Genomic DNA, 16,441 nt, shown 5'->3' with positions numbered 1-16,441 from the left:
ACCCTTGGCGCGACGCCCGCCCCGGCCCCACCCTACTGATCCCCTGTCGGCGCACGGCCCGGTCACCCGACGGCGCTTGACCTCGGCGCCATCGTGGATCAAGGTCGAGGCAGTACGTCGGCCCGGCCGGCGTCGGCGACGGCTTCGTGGAGCGGGGTGGGTGAGTTGATCGGGATCTCCGAGATCCGGGCGGCGGCCGAACGGATCGCGGATCACGTCGTGCGGACACCGACGGTACGGAGCCCGGGGCTCAGCGCGTTCCTCGGCGTGCCGGTGACCGCCAAGCTGGAGCTGTTGCAGCGCACCGGCTCCTTCAAGGCCCGCGGCGCCACCGCGAAGCTGTTGTCGCTGACCGAGGAGGAGCGGGCCGCGGGCGTGGTCGCGGTGAGCGGCGGCAACCACGGCATCGCCCTGGCCCACATGGCGGCGGCCCTGCACATCAAGGCGACCGTGGTGATGTCCCGGACCGCGCCCAAGCGGTCCACGGACCTCGTCGAGGCGTCCGGCGCGTCGCTGCGGCTCACGGACGGCATGGCGGAGGCGTTCGCGCTCACGGAGCGGTTGCGGGCCGAGGGCCTCACCCTCGTCCACCCGTTCGACGACGAGGTGGTGATCGCCGGTCAGGGCACCGTCGGCCTGGAGTTCGCCGAGGACACCGGGGCCACGCGGGACGCCGGAGCCTCAGGGCCCGCCGGGGCCGCGGGCGGCGCCGGGGAGGTGACGGACGTGCTCGTCAGCATCGGCGGGGGCGGTCTGATCTCCGGTGTCGCCGCGGCGTTCAGGGCGCTGCGGCCGAAGGTGCGCGTCTGGGGTGTGGAGACCGAGGGCGCCACCTGCATGAGCGAGGCCCTGGCGGCGGGCGGCCCCGTCACCGTCGACCTGTCCTCGATCGTCACCACGCTCAGCGCGCCCTCCGCCTCCCGTCTCACCTACGACCATGTGTCCGCGCTCGTCGAGGACGTCCTGGTGGTCCCGGACGCGGAGGCGGTCCGCGGTGTCCTCGACCTGGCCGAGCACGCCAAGGTGTGGGCGGAACCCGCCGCCGGCTGTCTGCTGCCCGCCACCCGGCAGGTCGTGGAACGGGTGGGTGAGGGGGCCCGGCTCGGCCTGGTGGTGTGCGGCGGCAACACGACCCCCGCGGACATCACGGAATGGACGCGGCGCTTCGGGCTGTGACGCCGATCCTTGCCGTGTACGTCAACGGGCTTGTCCGTCAGGGCAGTTGACGGCATCCGTGCGGGCTCCCGGCATAATGCCCGGATGACCACCCCCACCCCGTCACCGGTCTCCCCCGCCGTCGAACGCACCGCCGTCGTCATCGTCGGAGCGGGGCCGGCCGGGCTCACCGTCGGAAGCGTCCTGCGCGCCGCGGACGTGGACTGCGTGGTGCTGGAGACCGAGAGCCGGGAGTTCATCGAGCGGCGACCGCGTGCCGGGTTCCTGGAGGAGTGGGCGGTCCGCGCGCTGGAGCGGCGGGGGTTGGCCGACCGGCTCGTGGAACGGGCGCCCGTGCACACCGAGTTCGAGTTCCGCTACGACGGCGAGCGGCGGCGCTTCCCGTACACGGAGATCACCGGGCACCACCACTACGTGTATCCGCAGCCGCTGCTGGTCACGGATCTGGTGCGGGAGTACGCGGACGTCCGGGGCGGCGACATCCGCTTCGGCGTGCGCGAGGTGGAGCTGCACGACATCGACGGCGAGCAGCCCTCGGTGTCGTACACGGACGGCGCGACGGGTGAACGGCGGCTGATGCACTGCGATCTCGTCGCGGGCTGCGACGGCGCGCGCGGGGTCACCCGGACAGCGCTCCCGACCGGGCACGCGACCGTGGCCCGCCATGACCACGGCGTCGGCTGGCTGGCGCTGCTCGCCGAGGCCCCGCCGTCGTCGGACTGTGTGATCCTCGGTGTCCATCCGCGGGGCTTCGCCGGGCACATGGCGCGCGGCCCGGAGGTCACCCGCTACTACCTGGAGGTCCCGGTCGGCGACGACCCGGCGAACTGGCCGGACGACCGGGTCTGGTCCGAGCTGCACACCCGGCTGGCGGTGACCGGCGCCGAGCCGCTCGCGGAGGGGCCCCTGGTCGAGAAGCGGGTCCTCGACATGCACAACTACGTCACCGAGCCGATGGCGTACGGGCGGCTGTACCTGGCGGGCGACGCCGCCCACCTGGTCGCGCCGATCGCCGCGAAGGGCATGAACCTGGCCCTGCACGACGCGCTGCTGCTCGCGGACGCCTTCGCGGCGTGTCTGGTCCGGGGCGACGACAGCGGGCTGCGGGGATACTCGGCGACCTGTCTGCGGAGAGTGTGGCACTACCAGGAGTTCTCGCAGTGGCTGGCGGAGCTGCTGCACGGCCCGTCGTCCGGTGACCCCTTCCGGGCGGGGGCGGCGAAGGCCAGGCTGCGGCGCCTGCTGCACTCCCCCGCCGCCGCGTCGACGTTCGCCGACCTGTTCATCGGCAAGGACACCGACCACTAGGTGGTGGTGCGGGGCTGGACGTTGTGGGCGCCGGGCAACGGGCGGCGACTCGGTTCGAGGGGTGGGCGTCATCGCCGAACGAGGTACTGATCGAGGGCGGCCAGGATGTCGTCGACAGGGCCGAAGCCGATCATGGCGGTTGTTCCGCCCGCGATCTCGCCGCGCAGCGGGGAGAGGGCGTCGTGCGCTTGTGTGGCGAGTGATGCGTCCTGGAGCAGGATCGCCGTATGTGCGTTGACGGCCCAGAGCGCGTCGTACAGGTGGTCAGCAGGGGGTCTGGGCAGGACGGCGGCGGCCTCGCGGGCCGCGACGACGTCGCCGTCGGCGAGGTGGAGGAGCGGCTGGGCCCAGGGGCGGTACGGGCCCCAGTCGAGAGTGGGGTCCGTCGGCGCGGGGCGTCGGTGGCGCATGCGCAGTGAGAGGAGCGCGAGCGGGAGCATGCCGGCTTCCACCCCGGGCATGCCGGCGCCGGCCAGGTCGGCGGCTACGGCGCGATAGGCGTGAGCGACCTCGTCGGGGTCGTCGGGGTCGGCGGGGCGCTCTGCCAGCTGCATGGTCCGGAAGGCGGCGGTCAGAACGTCGACGAGCGGGGTCTCGTGCATGGCGGCGAGCCGCCCGGCCGCCACGACGTGTTGTCGCGCGGTCTCGTTGTCACCGCGGGCCGCGCCGACCTGGATCTTGATCAGATGGCCGAGGATCTCGAACATCGGGAGATCATGCCGCGAGGAGAGATCGATGAGCTCGTCGGCGATCACGTCGCGTTCGCCGGTGCGCCCGGGGCGCTGGAAGGACTGCACGAATCGGGCGTTGAGCGCGAGTACCAGCACGCCGGGGTCCTGGAGGTCTCGGGCCAGTTGTTCGGCTTCGGTCGCCGCCTCGAGGGCCCAGCGGTCTCGGGTTCCGCGATGCTCGAGCCCGATGGTGGCGAGGAGACGTGCTCGAAGTGCGGGTGGAGCCCCTGGTCCCAGTCGGTGCAGAGTGCGCCGAGTGGTCGCGACCAGGACCTCGGACCGTCCGGGATCGTCGGCGCGCGTCCAGATGGTGGGGACGTCGTACGCCGCGATCACGCGGGCGGTGAGGACGGGGTCTTCGGTCCGTTCCGCTTCCGCGACTGCCGCGGCGCGTTGTTCCTGGGCAAGTATCAGGTTGGTGCCGCCTGTGACCGCGGCGGCCCTGGCCACGGTGCTCATCGAGCGCAGCCGGGTGTAGGTCCCCGTCGCTTCTGTGCGCGTGAGCAGGCGCAGCCGGTCCTCGTCCCGGGGCGCGGGCGTGAGGTGCGGAGCGTGCCGGAGGATGTCGCGTTCGAGATGGTCGAGGCTGTCCGCCGATTCCAGTCCGAACCGGTCCAGCAGCCTGGCTCGCGCCTCACGCAGCGAGGCCAGCGCGTCGACCTGGCGGCCGGCCTGGTACAGAGCATGGGCGACCAGCACCCAGGCGTGCTCCCGCCACGGGTGCGCGGTGGCGAAAGCCTCCAGCTCCGGGAGAAGGGGCGCGCCACGTCCGAGGTCGAGCATCGCTCGGGCGCGCAGCTCGACGGCTTGACGGTGAAGTTCTGCCAGCCGGGCGCGCTCCGGCGTCAGCCAGGGTGAGGCGTCGAGGTCCGCGTACGGCTCTCCCCGCCACCATGAGAGCGCTTCGCTCAGCGCGCGGGCAGCCTGGCCGCTGGGCGCGTCGTGCGTGGCCCGGAGGGTGTCCTCGAACCGGTGGGCGTCGACGTGTGCCCGAGGAATCCGCAAGGCGTATCCGGTACCGACGGTCTCGATGGTGTGCGACCGGGTTCGCGGAGGACGATCGGGTTCCAGGGCGCGGCGGAGCTCGGCGACGAAGGTGCGGACCGTCCCGGCCGCTGCGGGCGGAGGGTCCTCCCAGAGATCATCGAGCAGCACGGGAAGCGGGACGGCCCGGCCGCCGGCCGCGACCAGCCGTCCCAGAAGCTCGCGGCGACGCCGGCTGCCCACCGGCACAGGGCGGCCCTCGGCATCCGTGACCTCGATCGGCCCGAGCACCTTGACGAGGATCTCCATGTCCTCATTGTCGTCGGATCCGGGCTACTGCTGATCCACTGCTGACCCGGCTCTTTGATCCTCGTCTCGTTCATGCGTCCACGTGTGAGCGGCGCAGAGACTCACACGTCCGGGAGAAGGAGACGACAACGATGGGCATCAGCATTCCGGGGTTCGAGACCAGGTCGATCGGTGTGGCTGACGGCGTGGAGCTGAACGCGGCGGTCGGCGGAGAAGGACCGGCCGTCGTGCTGCTCCACGGCTTTCCCGAGACCCACCTGATGTGGCGGTATGTCTCTCCCCTCCTGGCCGAGCACCACACCGTGGTCTGTCCCGATCTTCGCGGTTACGGCGCCAGCAGCAAGCCGGAAGCGGTCGCCGAGGACACCTACGCGAAGCGGACGATGGCCGCAGACATCGTCGGTTTGGCTGACGCACTCGGGTTCGACCGGTTCGCGCTGGTCGGGCACGACCGCGGCGCGCACGTTGCCTTCAGGGCCGGCCTTGATCACCCGAATCGGATCAGTCACCTGGGAATCCTGGACATCGTTCCGACTCTGGACACCTGGAACGTCCTCCATGGCGTCAACGCGGCGGTGGCCTTCCACCTGTATCTGATGGCCCAGCCGCCGGGTCTGCCCGAGCAGATGATCGCGGGCAGCGCCGACACGTTCTTCGGCCACTTTCTCGATGCCTGGTCCACGAGTTCCGAGGCGATCCCGGCGGAGGTGCGCGCCGAGTACGTTCGCGCCAGCCGGGACGCCGTTCCGTCGATCGTCGCCGACTACCGCGCCACCGCGACCGTCGACATCGAACATGACCAGGCCGACCTCGACGCCGGCAACCGGCTCACCATGCCGGTGACGGTCGTCCAGCAGGACTGGGGCCGGCAGCTGGGGTTCGACGCCACCGCGACCTGGCGGCCGTGGGCCACCGACCTTGAGCACTTCACCACCCACGCGGGCCACTTCATGGCCGAGGAGGCTCCGGAGGACATCGCCACGCTGATCCTGAACCTGGTGAAGCGGTGATCGCCGCGGAGGGGCCGCCGGCGCGGGTTCGGCGAAGCCGGCCTGCACGGCTCGCGGGGCGGCGTCACCAACGTCCAGTCCTCCTACGACCGGGGGTCCCGTCACCGTGGTCGCTCAGTGGGCGTCGCAGCACCCGTCCCTGCGCATCAGCCGGCCCACCTCCAGCCAGTGCTCCTCGCTCTCGGCGGCCCTCGCCCGGCGTGCGGTCGGCCGGTACGCGGCCACCAGGTCCTCGGTGGTGTGGTGGGTGCCGCCGCGGAGGACGGCCACCGTCCGTACGAGGCTGTCGAAGTCGGTGAAGGGGTCACCGTCGACGACGGTCAGATCGGCGAGCCTGCCCGGTTCGACGGTGCCGAGGTGGTCGTCGAGACCGAACAGCCGGGCCGGCATGACGGTCGCCGTGCGCAGGGTCTCGGCGGGGCTGAGGCCCCCGGCGTGCAGGGCGCGCAGCGCGAGGTGGAGGAAGAGACCGACGGGGCCGAGCGGCTGGTCGGTGCCGAGGGCCACCAGGCCGCCGGCTGCGAGTATCCGCCGGTACACGTCGGTCTCGGTGCTCAGCGCGGCGAGTTGGGCGGGCGTCGGCGGGGTGGCCGCGGACTGCTGTACGGAGAGGGCGTCCCACGGGGGCATCACGACGGTGACCCGCGGGTCGTCGGCGAGGGCGGGGTCCGCGCCGAGGAGCGGGGCGGCGGTGAAGGGTGTGGCGATGAGGGAGAAGCCGACGCCGTGGGCGCTGTAGACCTCCTCCACGTCCTGGTGGGCGCGCCCGGTGGTGGTGATGGCGTGCCCGAACTCGGCGCGCTGGGTGGCCTGGAGATGGGTGGTGAGGTCCTGGCCGAGCTGGACGCCGGGGGACAGCAGATGGCTTCCGGTGCGTACGCCGAGCCGTTCGTGGGCGAAGCGCGCCGCCTCGCTCATCACCCAGCCGGGCGCCCGGACGTAGGTCTTGACGAAGTCCCAGTCGAGCGCGGCGCCCCGCTCCAGCGAGCGCCTCAGGCCCGCCCTGGTGCGGTGGGCGCGTCCCATGCTGTACGCGACGCGCGCGCCGTCGAGGAGTTCCCCGGTGGTGAGCAGCCGGGGCCCGGCGAGCCGGCCGGCGGCGACCTCCTCGCGGATGCGGATCTGCTCGTAGGCGAAGCCGCCGAGGGAGACGGCGGTGGTGACGCCGTAGGTGAGCTGCCCGGCGGCCTGGCGGCTGCCGTAGGTGCTGTGCCAGGGGTGGGTGTGGGTGTCCCACAGGCCGGGGAGCACGGTGTGCGTGGAGGCGTCGACCCGGCGGAGGGCGGCCCGTCGGCCGGCCCGGTGGGGTTCCACGGCGGTGACGCGGCCGCCGCGGACGACGATGTCGACGTCCTCGCGGACGGTGTCGCCGGTGCCGTCCCAGAGCCGCCCGGCGTGGACGACGGTGTCGGCGGGGGTGGTCCGGGAGCGGTCGAGGGGCACGTGGACGGTGCGGGTGCGGCCGTCGGCGATGTCGAGGAGGCGGAGCCGGGTGCCGGACAGGTGCAGGAGGGTCCGGGAGTCGCCGGACCAGGTGGGGTGGTCGGCGGGGTCGGTGGTGAGGGTGCGGAGTTCGCCGCGCGGGGTGCCGTCGGCGGCGACCGGCAGCAGGCACAGCGCGGACTCGACGATCACGGCCATCCAGCGGCCGTCGGGCGACCAGACGGGCCCGGAGTCGTAGCGGTCGGCGATGGAGGTGTGCGGGGCGACGGCGTGCAGCCGGTCGGCGCCGGTCGTGGTGTCGACGACGCGGATGAGGTTGTAGCCCTCCCGGAAGCGGGCGCCGAGACGGTTGCGGTCGCACAGGGCGAGGTACCTGCCGTCGGGCGACCAGGACGGCCTGCCGGGCAGCCCGCCACCGCCGAGAGGGGTGGCCAGGACGCGTTCCTCGCCGCTCGCGAGGTCGCGGACGACGAGGCGCCCGGTCAGGTCGAGGCAGGCCAGCCGGCGTCCGTCGGGTGAGAGGGCGGGCATGACACGGCCGCCGGTCGCGAGGGCGGTCTCCTCGCCGGTGGCGAGGTCGTGCCGGTACACGCCGAGCAGGCCGTCGCGGTCGTCGGCGTAGACGAGGGAGCGCCCGTCACGGGACCAGGAGGGCGCGAGGAGGTAGCGGGTCGGCGGCGACGTCCGCAGCCGCTTCGGGGGGCGTCCGCCCGAGGTGCCGGCCAGCCAGAGCGCGTTGAGGGCGGCGAACGCGACGCTCCGCCCGTCGGGCGACAGGGCGGGCAGGTGGATGCCGCGCACGGGCCGGACCCGGGCCTCCCCGAGGTCGTACTCCTTGACGCGGTAGCGCGGCCGGTCGACGGGGAGGACGCCCTCGAAGGGGATGGTGTCGGGCTCGTCGGGGTGGTCGGGGCGCAGCAGGGTGAACTGTCCGTCCAGGGTGATCAGCAGGGCCCCGTCGGATGTCCAGCGCGGCGGTACGGGGGCGATGTCGCCGCCGACGCGGACCGGCCGGCCGTCGACGACGAGGGTGCACGAGCCGTTGGGTGATGCGGTGGTGCGCAGGTAGGCGAGGCGGCGGCCGTCGGGGGCGAGGGCGGGCGTCATGACCTGCGCGGCCTCGGTCTCGGTGTGCTCGACGGCGACGGGGCCGGTGCCGTCGGCGGCCACGGCGGCGACGGTCCGGGACTCGACGCCGGTGCCCGCGGCCAAGGTGACGACCCTGGCACGGACGAACAGCAGGCGGCGGCCGTCGGGTGACCAGGTGGGGTCGAAGTCCTCCCATGCGCCGTCCTGGAGCGGGCCGTCCTGGCCGGGGAGGCCGGTGACGCGGGTGATGTCCCCGGTGGCCAGGTCCAGGACGTGGATCCGGTACGGGCTGCCGGTGACGGGGTCGCCGCCGCGTTCGGAGCCGAAGGCGATACGGGTGCCGTCGGGCGACCAGGCCGGGCCGCGGTCGTCCCAGGGGCCGTCGGTGCGCTGCCGCAGGCCGGAGCCGTCGGGGCACATGGTCCACAGGTGGAAGCCGCCGTCCCGGTAGGCGCAGAACGCGACGAGAGTGCCGTCCGGGGAGTACGTGGGCCGGTTGGGTTCCAGTCCCGCCGGGGTGAGGGGGACCGCCTTGCCGCCGCCTCGGGGCAGGGACCACAGTCCGCTCTGGACCTCGGCGATCAGCGTGTCGCCGCCGGGTGCGAGGGTGGCCGAGCCGTTGGTGGCCCGGGTGAAGGTGAGGGCGGTGGCGGCCGCCGCTCGGTCACGGGCGTCGGCGGGGGTGGTCGTGGCGGCGGCGCCGAGGACCGCTGCGGCGCCGCCCGCGGCGAGGAGTTGACGGCGGGTCAGGGGCGGGGTGGAGCTGCTGCGGTCAGGGTCCATGACACGTCACGCTGGCGTACCACGCGCCCCAGCGGCAACACCACCATTCGCGCCAGTCACGGATGTCACCCGCCGGAATGACGGTGGCGGATCCAGGCCGGCAGCGCGAACCAGCACAGCAGGTACCAGACGAGCACACACGCCACCAGCCAGGGCACATAGCCGTCGTCGGTGGCCACGCGCAGGATCAGCAGCAGTGCGGCGGTCATCGTGGCGAGCAGCAGGATCAGGCCGATCACGGTCAGCCGGGCCGCCCACAGCACGGCGGCCGGCTTGATGCGGCGGCCGGCGACGATCCGGTGGAAGGAGACGGGGCCGATGAGGGCGCCGGTGGCGGCGGCGCCGAGGACGACGGTCACGATGTAGATGGTCCGCTCGGTCTGTTCCAGCTGTGCGTAGCGCGGGGTGAACACGACGGTGAGCAGGAATCCGAAGAGGATCTGCACGCCGGTCTGGGCGACCCGGACCTCCTGGATGAGTTCGCCCCAGCGGCGGTCTGCGCGTTCGTCCGCCGTCTCGTCGCGGCCCCGCTCGGGAGTGGCGTATCCGTTGTCGGTGCCGGGCACGGCGTCCTCCAGGCTCGGTCGGTGTTCCCTCTTCTGGATGGCGCCCGGCCCGGCACCGACAAGCGGGAAGACCCAGCGCTTCACTCGCACGAGTGAATCCGCTGGGCCGATCGGTCATATGTTCACCCCTCCCGCCTAGCGTGATCACGTGACCACCGACATGCCGGCCGACGCCGTCCCACCCGAGCCCGAGCGGCCCGCGCCGCGGTCCCGTCGCGGGTTCCTCCTCGGCACCGCCGCGTTCGCGCTGACGCCGCAGTTCGTCCGCCAGGACCCGGCCTCGGCGGCGGCCGAGCTGCCCGGCTTCCCCGAGGACGTGGAGCTGTACCGCTCCGCGTACCGCAACTGGGTCGGCGAGATCACCGCGTCCGGGCTGTGGGCGTGCGCGCCCGCCGACGGGGAGCAGGCCGTGGCGGTGGTCGACTGGGCCCGCCGGCAGGGATGGAGGATCCGCCCGCGGGGCCTCTCCCACGGCTGGTCGCCGCTGACGGTCACCGAGGGCACCGGGTCCGGCGCGCCCGTGCTGCTCGTCGACACGACGAGGCACCTCACCGGCCTGTCGCTGGAGTCCACCGACCCGGCGGCGGTCCGGGTGGGTTCCGGCGCCACCCTGGAGTGCCTGCTCACCTTCCTGGAGGGCCATGGCCTCGGGGTGACGGCCTGTCCGGCACCCGGGGACCTCTCGATCGGCGGCGCCCTCGCCGTCGACGCCCACGGCACCGCCGTACCCGCCGACGGGGAGACCCGGCTGCCCGGGCACACCTACGGCTCGCTCAGCAATCTCGTGCTGGAGCTGACGGCGGTCGTGTGGGACGCCGACAGCGACCGTTACGTGCTGCGGACGTTCACCCGTGACGAGGCGGACTGTGCCGCGCTGCTCACCCATGTGGGGCGGGCGCTGGTCACGGAGTTCGTGCTGCGGGTGGGTGCCGACACGAAGCTGCGGTGCCGGAGCCGGACCGACATCCCCGCCGCGGAGCTGTTCGCCGCGCCCGGCAGCACAGGGCGCACCTTCGAGAGCTTCCTGGACGAGGCGGGGCGGCTGGAGGCGATCTGGTTCCCGTACACCGAGTTCCCCTGGTTGAAGGTGTGGAGCGTGGCGCCCACCCGCCCGCTCACCTCCCGCCGCGTGACGTCGCCGTACAACTACCCGTTCTCGGACAACGTGCCGACGGTCGTCGCGGACCTGGCCGGGCGGATGGTGTCGGACGGCGCCTGGTATCTGGCCCCGGTGCTGGGCAAGGCGCAACTGACCGCGGCGGAGGTGGGGTTGGTGGCCACGGCGTCGGCGGACCTGTGGGGGCCGTCGAAGAACACGCTGCTCTACGTCAGGCCGACGACCCTGCGGGTGACGGCGAACGGGTACGCGGTGCTGACCTCGCGGAGCCAGGTGCAGCGTGTGGTCGCGGAGTTCACGTCCTTCTACCGGGAGCGGCTCGCCGCGTACGCGGCGCGCGGCGGCTTCCCCGTGAACGGCTCGGTCGAGATCCGGGTGACCGGCCTCGACGACCCGGCGGACGTCGGGGTGGCCGGCGCCCGGGCCCCGCTGCTGTCGGCACTGCGGCCGCGCGCCGACCGGCCCGAGTGGGACACGGCGGTGTGGCTGGACGTGCTGACGCTGCCGGGGACACCGGACGCCGAGGCGTTCTTCCGTGAGCTGGAGCGGTTCCTGCTCAGGACGTACGACGGCGGCCACGCCCTCACCCGCGTCGAGTGGTCGAAGGGCTGGGGGTACACCGACGAGGCGGCCTGGAGCGACGAGGAGGTGCTGCGCACCGTCGTCCCGGCCTCGTACGAGGACGGCGAGGGGCCTGGCTGGGACGGGGCCCGGCAGGTCCTCGACCGGCTCGATCCGCACCGGGTGTACGGCAACACCTTCCTCGACCGGTTGTTCGCGTGAGCGAATCTCAGACCCGGCGCCAGCGCGCCATCGCGAACGAGAAGAGCCCGAAGAGTACGAGGCCCGCCGCGACACAGGCGAGGAGCACGGGACCGGCGGGTGTGTCGGCGAAGGAGCGCAGGGTGTCGTCGAGGCCCTTGGCCTTGTCCGGCTCGTAGTCGATGGCGGCGCGGACGGCGAAGACTCCCGCCGCGGCGAAGACCAGGCCCCGCGCGACCCCGCCGCCCACCCCGGTGACGTCGACGCCTCGGCGGGTACGGCGCGACATCTCACCGAGCCGCAGGTGCTTGTGGTACGAGCGCATCAGGGCCCGTACGGCGATCCAGACCCCCGCGACGATCACACCAACCCCGGCCGCGCCCACCAGCCACTGGCCGGCGGGGAGTTCCAGGGCGCGGGCCGTCACGTCCTTCGACTGCTCGTCGCTGGAGCCCCCTCCGCCGCCGCTCCCGCCGCCCGAGCCGGCCGCGAAGGTCAGCACCGAGTAGGCGACGAAGGTGTAGAAGACGAACCGCGCGGCCGAGGCCAGCCGCTTGGTCCACTTGCGGCCGTCCGGGCCCGCCGCGCCGAACACCGCCTCCGACAGCCGCCACAGGGCCATGCCGACCACGCCGATGCCGAGGGCCCACAGCAGGACCGACCCCAGCGGCTTCTCCGCCATCTCCTCCAGTGCGCCCTGCCGGTCCGCCTGCTGTCCGCCCTCGCCGAAGGCGATCTGCAGGGCCAGCGCCCCGACGAGCAGATAGATCACGCCGCGCGCCGTGAGCCCGGCCCGGGCGGCGCCCTCCGTCACAGAACCGCGGGCCGCGCGCCCGCTGCCCACCCCCACTGCCGTCATCAGCTCTCCTGTCGTCCTTCGAGCCGCAGTTGCAGGCTCACTTCCTGGTCACCGGCGTCCACACCCACCTGACGCACCGAGTAGCTCTCCTCCAGGGCCGCCCGCAGCGTCCGGACCGCGGGCGGACTGCCCTGCACGTCGACGGTGACGGGGCCGGACAGCCGTGCGGGAGGTTCCTCGGCGCCGGAGGGGACGGCCGCCGTGTCGTAGGTGCCGGTCCACATGGTGGGTCGGCCGCTCGCGGCCTCGTGCGGCGGGTCCTCGAGACGCCGGTCCGACTCGAAATGGGCGCACAGGCACGCGAAGACGCGCTCGGCGTCCTGTGCGGAGCAGTCGCAGAGCACGACCTCGACCTGTGACACGGGCAGACGGGGCAGAGTCACGAGCCTTCTCCCTGGTGTGGACGACAGGGTGCGTGTACCCCCATGGTGGGCCCGAAACGGGGGTCCCGCAGGTCGCGCGGCGGCTGCCGTGCCGGAATGGTTCGCTCCCGCACCGGCCGCCCTGACCCGAGCGGTTCGCTCGCGCACCGGGACCCGCGTGGGGCGGCCTCGCCCCGCACCGGCCGCACCCCGCGCCGAGCGGTCCCGCCCCGCACCCGGCGTCCGGCCCGGAAGGGCTGCCCGGACGCGCCCGTGACCACGCTGACCGTGGGCTATGTTGAGTGGTCGTGGGAGACGAAGCAGACACGCGGGTGCCATCGCCGCAACAGGCGCGCGCGCAGGCATCAGCGATCACGTCCGGGCGGACCGCCGAGGAGACCGAGCCGTCACCCACGGCCAGGCTCAGGGAGCTGTTCGACGGGCCCCGCCTCTCCCCCGGTCAGCGGCGCATCGCCCAGTACCTGATCGAGCACATCACCGAGGCCGCGTTCCTGTCGATCACGGACCTCGCCGACCGCGTCGGCGTCAGCCAGCCCTCGGTCACCCGGTTCGCCGCCGCCGTCGGCTTCAGCGGCTACCCCGCGCTGCGGGAACGGCTCCAGGCCATCGCGCTCGCCACCCTCGGCAGCGCGCCGGGCACCCCCGCGCCGGACCGCAGCAACGAACTCCAGGCCGCCGTGGACGCCGAGATCGAGAACCTGGAGAACCTCCGGCGCGACTTCGCGGACCCCGACCAGGTGATCGAGGTGGGCCGCGCCCTGTCCCGCTCGACCCCGCTGACCGTCCTCGGACTGCGGATCTCCGGCGCCCTCGCCGAGTACTTCGCCTACGCCGCCCGACGTATCCACCCCGACGTCCGGCTCGTGACCAAGGGCGGCACGGTCGCCTACGACGCGCTGCTGCAGTCCCGTGAGGCGGGCGGCACCTGGCTGCTGGCGTTCTCCATGCCCCGGCACGCGCAGGAGACGCTCACCGCGCTGCGGGTCGCGCGCACGGCCGGACTGAAGGTGGCCCTCGTGACCGACCTGGGGCTCGGGCCGCTGGCCGACGAGGCCGACGCCGTCTTCGCCACCGGCACCGGCTCACGCCTGGTGTTCGACTCCTACGCCGCCCCGGTGATGATGTCCTCGGCCCTCCTGCAGGCCATGACGGACGCCGACCCGGAACGGACCCAGGCCCGGCTGGAGGCGTACGAGCAGGTCTCCGAGCAGCATCAGTTCTTCCTCAGGGACTGAGTCCCTCCCCCTCCTGAGAGCACGGGATTATTCAGATCTTTTCCGGCATGAATTTTTTCATGCCCTTGCAAACTCATCGGTATATATAAATACTGCTCCCGGATCGCGGCCCGGTGGAACTCCGGGACGCGTCGTCCGCCCGGGACCGTCCGCTCCTACCCGCCACGGCGCCCCGGGTACAGCGGCCCCGGCCATCCCCTAGACCGGGGCCGCCCAGACTCCACCCGCAGGACTTCTTTTCGCGTCGATGCAAGACCGGAGCGTTGAACATGGCCCTCACCTCCTCGCCGATCCGCACGGACTGGCCGTGCCAGGTCAAGACACCCGGTAGCTACGACTGGGAGCGGTCTGCGGCCAAGTGGTTGCGCGAGCTGGTACCGGCGCGTTATGGCAGCTACCCGGCGATGCTGCGGCACCCCGTCCTGCTCGCCCGGCACGCCCAGATCCAGGTCCAGCACGAGATCCGGGTCGCCCGCACGGCCCTGCAGACCGCCCGCTCCGAGCTGCCCGGCCTCGGGATGTCCGAGACGGTCATCGAGCACACGATCAAGATGTACGCCGCCGAGGTCATGCAGCTGAACCACATCGCCCGCTCCATCCGGGCGGTCAGCCAGGCCCTCGTGGACCACAACCACGCCCGCGCCGCGCACTGACACGTGCGACGTTCGCGATAGGCGACGCCCGTGCCGGGCACACGATGAGAAGGTACGGGTAGAGGCAGGCACGAGCGAGGGGCGGGACCGATGGACTCCTGGACCTGGGGTGTGATCGTCGCGATCGTGGTGGCCGCGGCCGCCGTCCTCGGCGTGGCCGTATGGCTGCTCCTGCGCCTGGTGCGCACCCGGCGCGACCTCCAGCGGGCCGGGCTCCCCACCGGCCCCAAGTGGATCTTCTGGGGTGCCGTCCTCTATCTCGTCCTCCCGACGGACGTGCTGCCCGACCCGGTGTACCTCGACGACATCGGCGTCCTGCTGCTGGCGCTGAAGTCGATGCGCTCCGGACGGCAGGACGCCCTGGCCGCCGAGCGCGGTGACGGCACGGGAACCGCCCTGCGGGGGTGAGACGTTGTCGGGCTGACGGTCACTGCGACGGACGGCCCCGATGAGCGAGCTGGTACCCGGGGGCAATGTGCCCCTGCCGCACGGCACCCTGACGATCAGGGTGCCCGGCCCCTTCGACGTCTCCGCCCTCGTCACCGACGACACGGGCCGGGTCGGCGGCGACGCCGACTTCGTCTTCTACAACCAGCCGGCGGCGCCGGGCGCCCGCCTCGCCGCCGGGACCCTGACGGTGGACCCGCCCCGGCTGCGCGCCGGAGCGACCCGCCTCACCGTGGTCATCAGCCCGGCCGACCCGGGCACCCCCCTCGGGGGCCTGCCCGCCCCGACCCTGTTCGTCACCGGCGCCGACGGTCGCGCTCTCGCCCGCTTCACCCCGCCGCGCCCCCGGCGGGAGACGGTCCTGCTGCTCGCGGAGCTGTACCGCCGGGGGCCCGGCTGGAAGCTGCGGGCCCTGGGGCAGGGGTACGCGGACGGACTCGCGGGAGTGGCACGGGACTTCGGGGTGGATGTCGAGGAGGACGCGACCACCGCGCCCGGCGGCGGACCTGGAGCGGTGCCCCCAGGCAGGCGTACCACCGTGGCCACCGGCGGGCGCGGCGCCGCGCCCACGGCCCCACGGGCGGCCTCCCCCGACGGCTTCCTCGGGCTGGTGAACTCCGCCCGGGCCGCCGCCGGTTCCCCCGCCGTCTCACGCAGTCCGTACCTCACGGCCGCGGCCGGGGCGCATGCCGCCGCGATGGCGGCGCAGGGCCGGCTCGACTCGGAGGGCGCGGACGGGCTCTCCGTCCATCAGCGGGTCACCGCCGGGGGCTACCGCTATCTGACCGTCGGCGAGCACCTGGTGTCCGGTCCCCGCACCCCGGCCGAGTTCGTCGACTACTGCCTGTCCGACCCCGAGGCCCGGCGCACCCTGTGCGAGCCCGCGTGCAGCGAGGCCGGACTCGGGCAGGCGACCGACCCGCGCACGGGCACCGTCTACTGGACCGCACTGTGGGCCCGGCCCTTCTCCGCCGAGGGACTGCGGCGGACGGCGGACGAGGTCATCGCCCTCACCAACGCCCGGCGGACCGCCACCGGGCTGCCCCCGCTCGCCTTCGACCCGCTGCTCACCGTCGCGGCCCAGGCGCACTGCGACGACATGGTGGCGCGGGCGTTCTACGCGCACACCTCCCCCGACGGCGGCGAACCCTGGCACCGCGCGGCGGCGGCCGGATCCACCCNNCCGCCGCCGAGGTGGTGGAGGGCTGGATGAACAGCCCGGGTCACCGCGCGAACATCCTGAAGCCCGACTTCACCCATATGGGCGTGGGATTCACCGGCGGTGGCGGCGCGGGCACCTACTGGACCCAGCTGTTCGGTGGTTGAAACCGAACCCCCGTACCTTTCCTTCTTTCGAGTCGCTCAACTCGGCACCCCAACCAGCTACTTGAATCTCCGTGACCACTGGTCTCCAATGCACCCTGTCGATGGACAGAAGGCAACGGGAGACGAATCAGATGAAGTCGAGAACGCTGGGCACGAGCGCGGCTGCCCTGAGCGCGGTCGTGTTGTCCCTGCTGACGGTCCCCGCGCAGGCGGCCACCCCGCCCCCCGCACCCGGCACCGCCGCGGGCCCGGACGCCACC

At 73.1% G+C, this 16,441-nt stretch carries 13 protein-coding genes and 1 pseudogene; 9 read left to right on the top strand and 5 right to left on the bottom strand.

Translation table 11 applies throughout. The features are described 5' to 3' along the window. Positions 1-165 precede the first annotated feature (165 nt). On the top strand, positions 166-1,176 hold the full coding sequence (locus tag AOK15_RS34040; protein ID WP_055522173.1) for a threonine/serine dehydratase family protein: 1,011 nt from the start codon (positions 166-168) through the stop codon (positions 1,174-1,176). An 84-nt stretch (positions 1,177-1,260) separates the two neighbouring features. Next, entirely contained in the window at positions 1,261-2,484 is a 1,224-nt protein-coding gene (locus AOK15_RS34035; protein ID WP_055522170.1) for a 4-hydroxybenzoate 3-monooxygenase, read from the top strand. Positions 2,485-2,552: 68 nt separating this feature from the next. Here the strand turns inward: AOK15_RS34035 and AOK15_RS34030 are convergent, their stop codons facing one another. After that, positions 2,553-4,508 carry an AfsR/SARP family transcriptional regulator gene (locus AOK15_RS34030; protein ID WP_055522169.1) on the bottom strand — a complete coding sequence of 652 codons (1,956 nt, stop codon included), beginning with the start codon at positions 4,506-4,508 and terminating at the stop codon, positions 2,553-2,555. A gap of 131 nt (positions 4,509-4,639) precedes the next feature. On the opposite strand from AOK15_RS34030, the gene AOK15_RS34025 reads away from it, so the two are divergent. Further along, on the top strand, positions 4,640-5,518 hold the full coding sequence (locus AOK15_RS34025; protein WP_055522168.1) for an alpha/beta fold hydrolase: 879 nt from the start codon (positions 4,640-4,642) through the stop codon (positions 5,516-5,518). A 114-nt stretch (positions 5,519-5,632) separates the two neighbouring features. On the opposite strand, the gene AOK15_RS34020 is transcribed toward AOK15_RS34025, so the two are convergent. Beyond that, positions 5,633-8,833, bottom strand: a complete 3,201-nt coding sequence (locus tag AOK15_RS34020) for an amidohydrolase family protein (RefSeq protein WP_055522167.1) — start codon at positions 8,831-8,833, stop codon at positions 5,633-5,635. Between the two features lie 65 nt (positions 8,834-8,898). Beyond that, entirely contained in the window at positions 8,899-9,399 is a 501-nt protein-coding gene (locus AOK15_RS34015; RefSeq protein ID WP_055522172.1) for a DUF6328 family protein, read from the bottom strand. A 160-nt stretch (positions 9,400-9,559) separates the two neighbouring features. On the opposite strand from AOK15_RS34015, the gene AOK15_RS34010 reads away from it, so the two are divergent. Next, positions 9,560-11,299 carry a cholesterol oxidase substrate-binding domain-containing protein gene (locus AOK15_RS34010; protein ID WP_055522171.1) on the top strand — a complete coding sequence of 580 codons (1,740 nt, stop codon included), beginning with the start codon at positions 9,560-9,562 and terminating at the stop codon, positions 11,297-11,299. 7 nt (positions 11,300-11,306) lie between these two features. Here AOK15_RS34010 and AOK15_RS34005 read toward each other — a convergent pair whose 3' ends face one another. Both AOK15_RS34005 and AOK15_RS34000 read right to left on the bottom strand, forming a co-directional pair. Then, a complete protein-coding gene (locus AOK15_RS34005; protein WP_055522166.1) occupies positions 11,307-12,137 on the bottom strand; it encodes a DUF1206 domain-containing protein in 831 nt (276 codons plus the stop codon). After that, the gene (locus AOK15_RS34000) at positions 12,137-12,520 is read right to left on the bottom strand and encodes a hypothetical protein (RefSeq protein WP_055522165.1); all 384 of its coding nucleotides are present in this window, start codon (positions 12,518-12,520) and stop codon (positions 12,137-12,139) included. The genes AOK15_RS34005 and AOK15_RS34000 overlap by 1 nt, the downstream gene beginning before the upstream one ends. A 311-nt stretch (positions 12,521-12,831) precedes the next feature. Here AOK15_RS34000 and AOK15_RS33995 point away from each other — a divergent pair, with 311 nt between their 5' ends. The 5 genes and pseudogenes from AOK15_RS33995 to AOK15_RS47745 form a co-directional block, all read left to right on the top strand. Further along, positions 12,832-13,755, top strand: coding sequence for a MurR/RpiR family transcriptional regulator (locus AOK15_RS33995; RefSeq protein WP_055522164.1), 924 nt, complete (start codon positions 12,832-12,834; stop codon positions 13,753-13,755). 269 nt (positions 13,756-14,024) lie between these two features. Further along, complete coding sequence (locus AOK15_RS33990; protein ID WP_055522163.1) at positions 14,025-14,408, top strand: hypothetical protein; 384 nt, start codon at positions 14,025-14,027, stop codon at positions 14,406-14,408. A 90-nt stretch (positions 14,409-14,498) separates the two neighbouring features. Continuing rightward, the gene (locus AOK15_RS33985) at positions 14,499-14,816 is read left to right on the top strand and encodes a DUF1232 domain-containing protein (RefSeq protein WP_055522162.1); all 318 of its coding nucleotides are present in this window, start codon (positions 14,499-14,501) and stop codon (positions 14,814-14,816) included. Between the two features lie 40 nt (positions 14,817-14,856). Further along, positions 14,857-16,036, top strand: a pseudogene (locus AOK15_RS33980) (CAP domain-containing protein); the annotation flags it as partial. 2 nt (positions 16,037-16,038) lie between these two features. Then, positions 16,039-16,181 (top strand): CAP domain-containing protein (locus AOK15_RS47745; RefSeq protein ID WP_240508725.1); only part of this gene is annotated, 143 nt, incomplete at its 5' end. Between the last annotated feature and the right edge of the window lie 260 nt (positions 16,182-16,441).

The sequence above is a fragment of the Streptomyces ossamyceticus genome (genome assembly GCF_001418475.1).
In the GTDB taxonomy this organism is placed as follows: domain Bacteria; phylum Actinomycetota; class Actinomycetes; order Streptomycetales; family Streptomycetaceae; genus Streptomyces; species Streptomyces ossamyceticus.
This window is presented reverse-complemented; position numbering and strand designations above follow the sequence as displayed.